At 64.2% G+C, this 11,992-nt stretch carries 8 protein-coding genes; 6 read left to right on the top strand and 2 right to left on the bottom strand.

Going from position 1 to position 11,992, the window contains the following annotated elements:
• Positions 1 to 221 precede the first annotated feature (221 nt).
• The 4 genes from purC to AC3WLM_RS12905 all read left to right on the top strand — a co-directional run bounded on the left by purC (position 222) and on the right by AC3WLM_RS12905 (position 7,448).
• On the top strand, positions 222 to 1,007 hold the full coding sequence (purC, locus tag AC3WLM_RS12920; RefSeq protein ID WP_039332937.1) for a phosphoribosylaminoimidazolesuccinocarboxamide synthase: 786 nt from the start codon (positions 222 to 224) through the stop codon (positions 1,005 to 1,007).
• Between the two features lie 171 nt (positions 1,008 to 1,178).
• Positions 1,179 to 4,019: a M16 family metallopeptidase gene (locus tag AC3WLM_RS12915; protein ID WP_492477555.1), complete on the top strand. Its 2,841-nt coding sequence runs from the start codon at positions 1,179 to 1,181 to the stop codon at positions 4,017 to 4,019.
• 139 nt (positions 4,020 to 4,158) lie between these two features.
• Positions 4,159 to 6,468, top strand: a complete 2,310-nt coding sequence (locus AC3WLM_RS12910; protein WP_492477554.1) for a TonB-dependent receptor — start codon at positions 4,159 to 4,161, stop codon at positions 6,466 to 6,468.
• On the top strand, positions 6,468 to 7,448 hold the full coding sequence (locus tag AC3WLM_RS12905) for an MBL fold metallo-hydrolase (RefSeq protein WP_427464276.1): 981 nt from the start codon (positions 6,468 to 6,470) through the stop codon (positions 7,446 to 7,448). Before AC3WLM_RS12910 ends, AC3WLM_RS12905 begins: the two co-directional genes overlap by 1 nt.
• Before the next feature lie 110 nt (positions 7,449 to 7,558).
• Here the strand turns inward: AC3WLM_RS12905 and AC3WLM_RS12900 are convergent, their stop codons facing one another.
• On the bottom strand, positions 7,559 to 8,164 hold the full coding sequence (locus AC3WLM_RS12900; RefSeq protein WP_062342225.1) for a TetR/AcrR family transcriptional regulator: 606 nt from the start codon (positions 8,162 to 8,164) through the stop codon (positions 7,559 to 7,561).
• A 383-nt stretch (positions 8,165 to 8,547) separates the two neighbouring features.
• Between AC3WLM_RS12900 and purS the strand changes: the two genes are divergently transcribed.
• Together purS and purQ are read left to right on the top strand one after the other, a co-directional pair.
• Complete coding sequence (gene purS, locus AC3WLM_RS12895) at positions 8,548 to 8,781, top strand: phosphoribosylformylglycinamidine synthase subunit PurS (protein ID WP_039332834.1); 234 nt, start codon at positions 8,548 to 8,550, stop codon at positions 8,779 to 8,781.
• Positions 8,782 to 8,798: 17 nt separating this feature from the next.
• Complete coding sequence (gene purQ / locus AC3WLM_RS12890) at positions 8,799 to 9,476, top strand: phosphoribosylformylglycinamidine synthase subunit PurQ (protein WP_039332831.1); 678 nt, start codon at positions 8,799 to 8,801, stop codon at positions 9,474 to 9,476.
• Here the strand turns inward: purQ and AC3WLM_RS12885 are convergent.
• Positions 9,473 to 11,836 carry a putative bifunctional diguanylate cyclase/phosphodiesterase gene (locus AC3WLM_RS12885; protein ID WP_492477553.1) on the bottom strand — a complete coding sequence of 788 codons (2,364 nt, stop codon included), beginning with the start codon at positions 11,834 to 11,836 and terminating at the stop codon, positions 9,473 to 9,475. The genes purQ and AC3WLM_RS12885 overlap by 4 nt on opposite strands.
• Positions 11,837 to 11,992: the final 156 nt, after the last annotated feature.

Here is an 11,992-nt window from a genome sequence, read left to right as displayed (position 1 = left end):
AATCTCCTTCACCCTCCGGTCTAGCGCCCCCCGTCGCACCATTCCAGCGCTCCGCCCTGCAAGGCACCATTGCACGGGTGCGCGGAATTGCACTTTGGCGCGTGTTCGCCTATGGGCGGCAAGAACGCCCCGGCGCTTGCGATGGATTCGCCTCCAACGCGATGCCGGGGTTTTGTATTCTGGCCGGGCCGCTGCCCGGCGCCGTGCAGGAAGACGTTATCATGTCCCGTCGCCGCCAGATCTACGAAGGCAAGGCCAAGATCCTTTACGAAGGCCCCGAACCGGGCACGATCATCCAGTACTTCAAGGATGATGCCACCGCCTTCAACGCGCAGAAGCGCGGCACGATCAACGGCAAGGGCGTGATCAACAACCGCATCAGCGAGTACGTGTTCACGCGCCTCGCCCACATCGGCATTCCCACCCACTTCATCCGCCGCCTGAACATGCGCGAACAGCTCGTGCGCCAGGCAGAGATCATCCCGATCGAAGTGGTCGTGCGCAATATCGCCGCGGGCTCGATCTCAAAGCGTCTCGGCATCGAAGAGGGTGAACCGCTGCCGCATACCCTGATCGAATACTACTACAAGGACGATGCGCTGGGCGATCCGATGATCGCCGAAGAGCACATCGCCTGCTTCGGCTGGGCATCGAACGAGGAAATGCAGGACATCTCCTCGATGGCCATCCGCGTGAACGATTTCCTCTGCGGCATGTTCGCGGCGATCAACATCAGCCTCGTCGATTTCAAGCTCGAATTCGGCCGCATCTGGGACGGCGACTACAGCCGCGTGATCCTCGCTGACGAAATCAGCCCCGACGGTTGTCGCCTCTGGGACATGACCACCGGCGAAAAGCTCGACAAGGACCGCTTCCGCCGCGACCTCGGCGGCGAAGAGGAAGCCTACCAGGAAGTCGCCCGCCGCCTCGGCCTGCTCGAGAACGACGGCGGCCCAAGCGAAGTCTTCGACCTCGGCGCCCACCGCAAGCTCCGCGGGAAGAAGTAAACTTCAGGCCCTGCGCTGACATTCAAGACCCCCTTCGGCAACGGAGGGGGTTTTTATTTGTGCAGTCCCACCTCAATCCCGCTCGCCCTGAGCCCGTCGAAGGATGCTGGCACTTCCCTATCCCTAACAGCCCATTGCGCCACCGCGCCCAACCGGGCACATCGCTAGGCAATGTTCCTCCACCGCCTGCTTCCCCTCGCCGCAGCTCTCACCCTCGCCGCCTGCGCCGCGCAACCCGCAAGCGTAGATAGCGCGCCAAAACCGACCTGGGCCTTCCAGCAGAGCGACCTGCCGCCCGATCCCGCCTACCGTTACGGCCAGTTGCCCAACGGCATGCGCTTCATCATCCGCCGCAACGCCACGCCCGCCGGCACCGCGCAGGTGCGCATGGACATTGCCACCGGCTCGCTCGACGAGCGCGAGACCGAGCGCGGGTTTGCCCATTTCGTTGAGCATATGGCGTTCAACGGCTCGACCCGCGTGCCCGAAGGCGAGATGGTCAAGCTGCTCGAGCGCAACGGCCTGTCCTTCGGAGCAGACACCAACGCCCAGACCTCGTTCGAACAGACGCTCTATATGCTCGACCTGCCACGCAACGATGCGAAGCTGCTCGACACCGCGCTGATGCTGATGCGAGAAATCGCCAGCGAGCTGACCTTCGATCCGCAAGCCGTTGTGCGCGAACGCGGCGTCGTCCTGTCAGAACTGCGTGACGGGCAAGGCTGGAGCCGCACCAACCTCGAAGACCAGCTCGCGTTCTTCTACCCCGCAGCGACCTACCCCAGGCGCCTGCCCATCGGCACGGTCGAAACACTGAACGCTGCCACCGCCGATGCGCTCAAGGCCTTCTGGGCGCGCGAATACGTCCCGTCGAAGACCACGCTGATCGTGGTGGGCGATTTCGATACCGATGCGGTCGAACAGGCCATCCGCACCCGCTTCGCCGACTGGCAAGCCAAGGCGCAGACCCCGCGCCCCGATCAGGGCAAGGTCGAGCCGAAGCAGAAGGCCAGGGTCGACATCCACCTCGATCCGTCACTGTCCGAACGCGTCACCGCATCGCGGCACGGGGCCTGGCTCGACGAGCCCGACACCATCGCCAACCGCCGCCGCAACCTGCTGCGCCAGATCGGCTACGGCGTCGTCAACCGCCGCCTCGCCCGCCTCAGCCGCGCCATCGACCCGCCGTTCCGAGGGGCGGGCTTCGGCACGAGCGAGGTGTTCAGGATTGGCCGCACCACCAATGTCATCGTCGATACCGTTGACGGCGGCTGGCAGCGAGGCCTTGCCGCCGCAGCCGGTGTCTACGCGCGCGCCCTCGCCACCGGCTTCACTAAGCCTGAGATCGACGAGCAACTGGCCAGCATCCGCACCGGCCTCGAGAACGCCGCCGCCGGGGCCGACACCCGCTCCCACGGCACGCTGGTCGCCGCCGCGCTCGCCCTGATCCGCGACGAACAGGTGCCGACGACGCCGCAATCCGGCCTCGCCCGGTTCAACCAGTTCGCGCCGACGATTACCCCGAAGACCGTCATGGCCGCACTGAAAGAGGAAGCTGTCCCCCTCAAGGACCCGCTGCTCCGCTTCCAGGGCCGCACCGCGCCCAAGGGTGGCGAGGAGGCACTGCGCAAAACCTGGGCCAAGGCCACCCGCGCCAAGGCCCCGGCCGGCGAAGTGCCCGCGCCGATCCCCTTCGCCTACACCGACTTCGGCCCGGCCGGCACCGTCGTGGCGGACACCACCGAACCGCTCTACGGCATCCGCCAAATCCGCTTTGCCAACAACGTCCGCCTCAACCTCAAGCGCACCGACCTCGCCAAGGACCGCATCGACGTCCGCCTCAATCTCGACGGCGGCGAAATGCTCGACACCCCGCAAGATCCCCTCGCCACCGAAATGACCGGCGTCCTCGCCCGCGGAGGCCTCGGCAAGCACAGCGAGGACGACCTCCAGACCCTGCTCGCCGGGCGCTCGGTCGCATTCGGCCTGAGCGCATCGGGCGATACCTTCTCGGCCGATGCGACCACAACCCCGCGCGACCTGACGCTGCAACTGCAGCTCTTCGCCGCGCTGCTGACCGACCCCGGCTACCGCCCCGAAGGCGAAGTGCTGTATCGCCAGAACATCGCCAACTTCTTCGCCCGCCTGCGCTCAAGCCCCGGCGCGGCCCTGTCCAACTCCATCGGCGGCATCCTTTCGGACAACGACCCGCGCTTCACGCTGCAACCGCAATCGGCCTACGCCGCGCTCGGCTATGGCAAGCTCAGGCAAGAGATATCCGACCGGCTCTCCCGCGGTGCGATCGAGATCTCGATCGTGGGCGACATCGACGAAGCAGCGGCGGTCGACGCCGTTGCCCGCACTTTCGGCGCCCTGCCCAAGCGGGAACCCGATTTCCGCGCCTACACCGCCGAACGCCAGCGGGGTTTCACGTCCAGGCGCGGTCTCCAGATCATCCGCCACACCGGCGAGGCCAATCAGGCCGTGGTCCGCTACACCTGGCCCACCCGCGACGACCGGGACCCGGATGAAGCGATGGCGCTCTCGCTGCTTGCCGAAGTCGCCGGGATCGAAGTGCTCGATACGGTGCGCGAGAACCTCGGCAAGGCATACAGTCCCGGCGCGTCCTCGGCCCTCAGCCGCGTCTGGACCGGCTACGGCACGTTCACGATGAACGCTTCGGTAGACCTCGCCGACGTCGCCGCCACCCGCGCCGCATTTGAAGAAACGGCGCGCTCCCTCATCGCCGCACCGGTCGACGCAGACGTGCTGCAGCGCGCCCGGGCCCCCATGCTCGAACGCATCGACAATTCGTTGAAGACCAACGGCGGCTGGAGTGCGCTCGCCGAACGTGCCCAGTCCCAGCCCGAGCGCCTCATTCGCGCCAAGGCGGCGCGCGCCCGGCTGGAAAAGCTCACCGCGACAGATCTGCAAATGATCGCCCGGCGCTATCTCGCCCCGGAGAAAGCGGTGCAGGTGCTCGTTCTGCCGGACGGAGCAGCCGTTCCTTGAGCACGAGCGCCGGTTTGCCCACCTCTCAATTCATAAATTTTGGGCATGTCCAAGTGCAAATATAATCTATTTTTCAAATCCAGTCTCCTCATGCATTCGTTTGCGCAAATCACAAGCCGTCGATCTACGGGAGACAAAAATGAGCAACAAATCAGTCATTCGCTGGACCGTGTCGCTGGCCGCCCTGTGCGCCGCCAGCCCGCTTCTCGCCCAGGAAGCACAGGTTTCAGACGAAGAACAGGGCATCACCGATATCGTCGTCACTGCACAGCGCCGTGAGGAAAGCTTGCAGCGAGCTGCCGTCGCGGTCACCGCCGTAACCGGGGCAGACATTGCCGAAGCCGGCATCACCGAACTGGTCGATCTCCAGAAGCTCGTGCCCGCCCTGGCCGTTTCGCCGACCGGCGGCACCACCAGCTTCTTCCTGCGCGGCGTTGGCACCAATTCGCAGAACTCGTTCTCGGAAAATGCCGTCGCCTTCAACTTCAATGGTGTCTACGTGGCGCGCCCATCGGCTCCTGCCGGTGCGTTCTACGATCTCGCCCGCGTCGAGGTGGTCAAGGGACCGCAGGGCACGCTTTACGGCCGAAACGCAACTGGCGGCGCGATCAACGTCATCCCGCGCAAGCCCGATCTCGGCAAGTTCGGCGGGGAAGTGCGCGCCGAATACGGAAACTACGACAGCAAGAAGGCATCGGCCGCGCTCAACCTTCCGATCGGTGATTCCGCGGCCCTGCGCGTCGCCGGGCAGGTCGTGGACCGTGATGGTTTCCTTACCGACGGCTACAACGACGAGAAGGGCGAAGGTGTGCGCGCCTCGTTCCTGATCGAACCGTCGGCGGACTGGTCGGTGCTGTTGGTCGGCGATTATTTCAACCAGCATGGCAAGGGTTGGGGCAGCGTCCTGCTCCCGAGTGCTACGCTGAATGCGCCAGACCTGAATGATCATTTCGGCATTTCCAGCCCCGCCGCGCTGGCCGCGATCCGCAACCTCGCCGCTGGTGTGTTTGCACCACCGTTCTGCGGCGGCTTCGGCGGGTTCGTGACCAGCGGCTGCATCGATCTTCCGGCAGATACCGGCTTCCTCGACAACAAGTTCTATGGCCTGAGCGCGACGATCGAGGGCGACCTCGGCTTCGGCAAGCTCACGCTCCAGCCGGCCTGGCGCAAGACGGACATCAACTTCGTCACCTATCTCCCGGGCTTCCGCGGGGAAATCACCGAAAAGGCTGAACAGTTCTCGTTCGAAGCGCGCTTCGCGTCGGATCACGATGGCCCGCTCAACTATGTCCTGGGTGGCTTCTATTTCAAGGAAGACCAGAACGCGCTGAACTTCTTCCGCCAGGGTGATCTTTCCACCACGCGCTTCACGCCAAACGTCAACACGGAAAGCCTCGCCGCGTTCGGCCAGTTCACCTACAAGGTCACCGATGCGCTGCGGCTCGTTGCCGGCGGGCGCTATACCAAGGAAACCAAGGATCAGTTGACCGCCACGGTGTCCGGCGGACGGCCCGGACCGGTCAATCCGCCGCTGGGAGCGCCATTCACCGGCGCGCTGGATTTCGAGAAGTTCACGTGGAAAGCAGGCATCGAGTTCGATGCGGGCCCTGCATCGCTTATCTATGCCGATGTTTCGACCGGCTTCAAATCCGGCGGTTTCTTCGTTGCCGCGCCACCGGAAAACACCTTCGCTCCCGAAACGCTCACGGCCTATACGCTGGGCAGCAAGAACCGCTTCTTCGACAACAAGCTGCAGGTGAATGTCGAGGCGTTCTACTGGGACTACACCAACCAGCAGATCACCTTCGTTGGCGGTGTGCGCACGGCGAACAACATCTTCGCCCAGGGTTCGCGCACCGAGAACGCGGGCAAATCCCGCATCTACGGGTTCGAAGCCGAAGTGCGCTTCCAGCCCAGCCGCAACGACCGGTTCGATCTCAATCTGCAGTACCTGAATGGCAAGTACAACAGCCTCAGGACGGCCAACTTCTCGCCCACGGGTGCGCCGGTGGCCACTGGCTGTACCACGCTGGGCAGCCGCCTCGCCAACCCGGGCGTCCCGGGCAACAATGCGCGCTTCTATGATATCGACTGTTCGGGCAAACCAGCCGTAAACGCGCCGAAGTGGTCGCTGGGCCTCGGATACGAACGCGGGTTCGACCTGTCCAATTCCATGCGCCTGCTGCTCGGTGGCCGGACCTCGATCGAATCCGGTCGCTTCCTCAATCCGAACTATCGCCCGGAAGAACGGCAAGGCGGCTTCATGATGTCCGATGCCTACCTCACGCTCGAGGGCGATGGTGGCCGCTGGACGCTCACCGGCTTCATCAACAACATCGAGGATGAAGAAGTGATCGTGCGGTCCGGTTCAAGGCCAATTCTCGACTTCTCCGTCGCGACGCTTGCTCCGCCCAGAACCTATGGCATCCGCATGGGATACACCTTCTGATGCGATTGGCCATCATCGCCGGCATCGCCATTGCTCTGGTCACGTCCGGAGAAGTCGCCCAGCTCGCAGCACATGAGTCATCTGAAAGTGGCTTACGCTTCATCACGCTTGGCACGATGGGTGGGCCGGTCGGTGATGGCCGCCGTTCTCAACCGGCCAACGCCCTCGTCGACGGGAAGGATCTCTATGTCGTTGATGCGGGCGACGGCGTCGTGCAGCAGATGGCCAAGGCCGGCCTGGCATTGCCGAACGTCAAGGCGGTGTTCCTCAGCCATCTGCACGCCGATCATACGGGCGGCCTCTCCGCGCTTCTGGCGCTGCGCAACCAGACTCTGGTTGCGCAGAAGCTGACGATCTACGGCCCGCCAGGAACGCGCGAAATGGTCGAGGGCATGATATCCTCGATGCGGCCCGCTGCTCGCGCGGGATACGGAATACCGGGCAAGCCCTGGCCCGATCCTGCAGGGACAGTCGCCGTCGTGGAAATGGGCGATGGGTTCAGGGCCAGCGTGGGCAACATGGTGGTCCGCGCAGTGCAGAACACCCACTATGATTTCGCCCCCGGCAGCGAGGAAGACAGATCCTTCAAGTCGCTTTCCTTCCGGTTCGATTTGCCCGGGCGATCCATTGCCTATACCGGCGATACCGGCCCGTCCGCCGCCGTCGAGAAGCTGGCGGCAGGGGCAGACCTGCTCGTGAGCGAAATGATCGACATTGATTCGACGATGGCAACGGTCGCCCGCAACTCGCCGAACATGCCGGAAAAGGCGAAGGCGGATCTGGTCCGGCACCTGACCACGCACCATCTCGCCCCGCCAGACGTCGGCAAGATGGCCAGGCATGCCGGGGTCAAGGCCGTGGTCGTCACGCATTTCGCGGGCGGCAGCACAAGCGCCGCGCAAGTCGAAGGCGTCACGGCCGGCGTCCGCGCCGAATACGCGGGCCCTGTCACGATCGCCAACGATCTCGATAGCTTCTAGGATCCACGTCCGGGGGCCATTATCGCCGCAGGCGGAACGCGCCCCTTTCTTCCACCCCTCCCGCAGGCGGGAGGGGGCGGGGGTAGGCCCCCAGCACCCAGCTCCCCGCCCTACCCGGTCGTCAGCCCGTAAAGCACCAACGCCGCCTGGTTCTCGGCCATCCAGTCCACGTTCAGCGGCTCTGCTCCCACCGGCTCGAACACGTTGCGCCACAGTGCGGCAAAGATGATTCCTCCTGCCACGCATTGTGCCGCCGTCTTCGGATCGGGGCAGGCAAACTCGCCCCGGGCAATGCCATGGGCAATCAGCCGCTCGATCGCGCCAAGGATGCATATCATTGCGGTTTCGTGGTAAAATCGGGCAAGTTCGGGGAAATTGCGGCCCTCGCCCACGATCAGGCGCGGCAGGAAGGCCATTTCCGGGCTGGCGATGCGCTTGATCGCGTTCTTCACGAAGGCGCGCAGCAATGCCGGCGCGGGCAGGCTGCCGTAGTCGCTCGGCAGCAGCGACGGCATCATTTCGGTGATGACTTCCGACACCAGCGCACGGAACAGCGCGTCCTTGCTGTCGAACGCGAGGTAGAGCGCCGCGCGGCTGATGCCGACGCGCCTGGCCACGTCCTCCATGCGTGCGGCGGCAAAGCCCCGTTCGGCAAATTCCTCGCGCGCAGCGTCCAGAATGCGCTCGCGTCTGTCTGCTGGCGTAACTCGTGGCATGGCCGCAAAATAACTGACACGTCAGTCATGTAAAGCGGTAAAAGTCCGGTGGCAGGGTTTCCGGATGCGTTGCGTGGGGTGCAGTTATGGTGTCCAGGCCGCCCTGCCACCGAAAGGAGATTTCTCCTTGCGGAGTAAGGCCTTGATGCCATCTTTCTGCGGCTTCGTCTCAGCGTTTTCCTACGTAAGCGTTTTGTGCTATATCCGGAAAACTGGCGGTTTACCGGGGGTCCCGGCCCATCCCTCAGTGCGCCCGCGTACCTTTGCCGAAGTTTCTCCGGACAGTGTAAACCCCGTAAACCCTTCGCCTTGCTCTTTCGGCTCTCCCGATGCATAGGCGCCCCCAAGATTCTCCAGCATTCAGGTTCCGAAAGGCCCCGCCGATGAAGGTCCGCGTCATTGTCACCCTCAAGAACGGCGTCCTCGACCCCCAAGGCCGCGCCATCCACCACGCGCTTGAAGGCCTTGGTTTCGAAGGCGTGAACGACGTGCGCGCCGGGCGGGTCATTGAACTCGACGTGGCAGACACCACTTCGGATGCAGCGCTTGACGAGATGTGCAGCAAGCTCCTCGCCAACATGGTGATCGAGAACTACCGCATCGAAAAGGCCGCCTGAGCTTAGGAACCCGCGCCATGGCTTTCACCTCCGCCGTCATCACCTTCCCCGGCTCGAACTGCGATCGCGACATGGCGGTGGCGATCGAGCAGGTCTGCGGGGGCACAGTCCATCGCGTCTGGCACGGCGATGCCGACCTGCCTGAAAATCTCGATTTCATCGCCCTGCCCGGTGGCTTCTCCTATGGCGACTACTTGCGCTCCGGCGCGATGGCGGCACGCTCACCGGTGATGCAGGCGGTGGTGCGCGCGGCTGAGCGCGGCGTGACCGTGCTCGGCGTATGCAACGGCTTCCAGGTGCTGACCGAGGCTGGTCTCCTGCCCGGCGCGCTGATGCGCAACGCCGGCATCCGCTTCGTCTGCCGCGACGTGAAGCTGACGGTCGAGAACAACCAATCGCTGTTCACCGCGGGCTATGACGCTGGCCAGCAGATCACGATCCCCGTCGCGCACCACGACGGCAACTTCTTCGCCGACGACGCGACGCTGGACCGGCTCGAAGGCGAAGGCCGCGTCGCGTTCCGTTATGCAGAGGCCGTCAACGGCTCGGCGCGCAACATCGCGGGCGTCCTCAATGATCGCGGCAACGTGCTGGGCATGATGCCGCACCCCGAGCGCATGATCGAAGCGGCGCAGGGTGGTTCGGACGGCCGCGCGCTGTTCGAAAGTGTCGTGCGCGGGCTCGTCGCCGCCTAACCTGCGGCCCGCTCCTTGAAGCGGGTCTGGCCAAACAGGGCCAGTGCGTCGGTCCGGTTCATCGGTCGGCCGAAGTAGTAGCCCTGGATCTTCTTGGCACCGAGACGGCGGATGCATTCGAGTTCGGCCTCGGTCTCGACGCCCTCGGCCGTCGTCGACATTTCCAGCGCGTCGGCCATGGCCACGACGGCGCGGACAATGGCAAGGCTCTCCGGATTGTCCTTGGCAGCGCCCTGCACGAAGCTGCGATCGACCTTGATCGTCGAGAAGCGCATCTTCCTGAGGTAGCCCAGCGACGAGTAGCCGGTGCCGAAATCGTCGAGCGCGACGCCGCAGCCGATGCCCATGAGGTTCTCGAGCGTCATCTGCGCCGTAGTACCATCGCGCACGAAGATGCTCTCGGTCACCTCGATCTCGAGCCGGTGCGGCGAAAGGCCGGTCGATGCGAGCGCGCCGACGACGGTTTCGGCAAAATAGGGATCGAGCAACTGTTCGCCGGACACATTGACCGCGATCTTGACATGCTCGGGCCAGTTCCTCGCCTCGGCGCAGGCAGTACGCAGGACCCAATCACCGATCGGGACGATCAGGCGAGTGTCCTCGGCCAGCGGAATGAACTTGGCCGGGCTGACGAAGCCGTGCTCGGTGCTGTTCCACCGGATCAACGCCTCGAAGCTCAGCACCTGCTCGGTCGTCGCATCGACGACAGGCTGGTACATCAGCGAGAACTCGTTGCGCTCAAGCGCGTGGCGCAGCGAGAATTCGAGCTTGCGGCGTTCCTCGGCGTGGGCGTGCAGCGAAGGCTCGTAAGTACAGTGCCGCCCACCGCCCTCATCTTTGGCGCGGTAGAGCGCAAGGTCGGCGTTACGCAGCAGGGTCTCGACCGTCGAACCATCACGCGGCCCGATCGCCGAGCCGACGCTGGCACCGACATAGAGCATGTGGTGATCGATCTCGTAGGGCTGCGAGAGCGTGGAGATGATTGCCACGCTGAGATCGGTGACGCGCGCCTCGTCGGCCGCATCGCGGATGACGACAGCGAACTCGTCGCCCCCCAGACGTCCGCAGACCTCGCCTTCCTGCATGATGAGCTTGAGCCGATCCGAGACGAGGGCAAGAAGCTGGTCACCGACGAGGTGGCCGAGCGTATCATTGATCGCCTTGAAGCGGTCTAGGTCAATCATCAGGAAAGCGCAGCGCGTGCGCCACTTCTCGGCATAGCCCATCGCCTCGCCGAGGGCCTCGGTCAGCATCAGGCGGTTGGGCAGGCCGGTCAGCGTATCGTAGCGCGCAAGGTAGGCGATCTTTTCGGCGCTTTCGCGCTGCTCGGTCACGTCCGACCCGACTCCGCGGAAGCCGACGAAAGTGCCGTTTTCATCGAACTTGGGCGAAGCCGACAGCTCCCACCAGCGATAGCCGCCATGGAGCGACACGCGCACAAGCAGGTTGGAGAAGCTTTCGCGGCGCTTGAGGCGCTCGGCCAGATCGTGGAGGCTGGAATGGAAGTGGCCGGAATCCCAGGCTGGCCCTGCGACAAGCTGGATCAACGGCTTGCCGTCGACATCCTCGGGGTCCTCGCCCAGCGCAAAGGCAAAACGCGGGCTGACCGAGCGGACCCGGCGGTTGGCATCGACCTGCCAGAGCCAGTCGGCGTCTCCTTCCTCGAATTCGCGCAGCAGCAGCGACACGACTTCGGCCTTCTCCGCCATGCCTGCTTCGGCGACCCGCGCGCCAAGGAAAGTGCGCGCGGCCTCGACCCCGCCGACGCTGACGATCAGCACGAAAGCGACCGCAACCGCTGCCGCGATGTATTCCCCCCAGAACAGGAATGCAGCTATGCCCGACAGACCGACAATCCCGCCGAACATCACTGTTGCCATCGGCATGGCGGCAAATGTCACGGCCATGCCGGTCATCAGCATGGCAAGGACTGTCCACAGCGTCATGCGCTGCGCCTGATCTCCGAACGGGGAGAAGGCCAGCATGGGGATGGCCCAGATCAATGCAACGAACAACGAGCTGATAGTCTGCCGGTGCATCTCCTGACGGCTTACCCGCCGCCGGTCCGCATCGATAAGTGTGCGATCGAACCTTGCGCCGGAGATAAGGACGCCAACCAGCAGCGCCATCCAACCAACCAGAAACGCGACGTGGACTTCGCCAGCATAGGTCTGCAGAACGAGTAGGGCCGCCATTGCGTGAGCGACAAGCCGGGCGAACGTCAACTTCGCGAGGCTGGAGTACTGCAAGCCGCGCAACCTGCCCCAATCGCCTTCGACCGGATCACGCAATCCGATCACGGCAAGGATCGGCAGCTTCACCGGTAAAGCATCGGGTTCGGGCGCGTTGGGGTTCGTCACGATGGTTGAATTACAAGGAATTCATTATCCAATCGTAAGCAGCGGTAAACTTTGGCGTACCACCAACCCCGCAAAAAAGGCCCGCCGCGCCTGGCATGAGGCGCGACGGGCCGGACTTTCCTCCCCAGGAAAGGTCCTGTCAGGCAGCGAAGAGTG

It is taken from the genome of Novosphingobium sp. FW305-C-30-35 (genome assembly GCF_058783135.1).
The sequence above is the reverse complement of the archived record's forward strand: the minus strand, read 5'-3'. Positions and strand labels throughout refer to the sequence as shown.

Coding starts and splice junctions, on each gene's coding strand:
- purC (WP_039332937.1), top strand. CDS start 222: ATGTCCCGTCGCCGCCAGATCTACGAAGGCAAGGCCAAGATCCTTTAC.
- AC3WLM_RS12915 (WP_492477555.1), top strand. CDS start 1,179: ATGTTCCTCCACCGCCTGCTTCCCCTCGCCGCAGCTCTCACCCTCGCC.
- AC3WLM_RS12910 (WP_492477554.1), top strand. CDS start 4,159: ATGAGCAACAAATCAGTCATTCGCTGGACCGTGTCGCTGGCCGCCCTG.
- AC3WLM_RS12905 (WP_427464276.1), top strand. CDS start 6,468: ATGCGATTGGCCATCATCGCCGGCATCGCCATTGCTCTGGTCACGTCC.
- AC3WLM_RS12900 (WP_062342225.1), bottom strand. CDS start 8,164: ATGCCACGAGTTACGCCAGCAGACAGACGCGAGCGCATTCTGGACGCT.
- purS (WP_039332834.1), top strand. CDS start 8,548: ATGAAGGTCCGCGTCATTGTCACCCTCAAGAACGGCGTCCTCGACCCC.
- purQ (WP_039332831.1), top strand. CDS start 8,799: ATGGCTTTCACCTCCGCCGTCATCACCTTCCCCGGCTCGAACTGCGAT.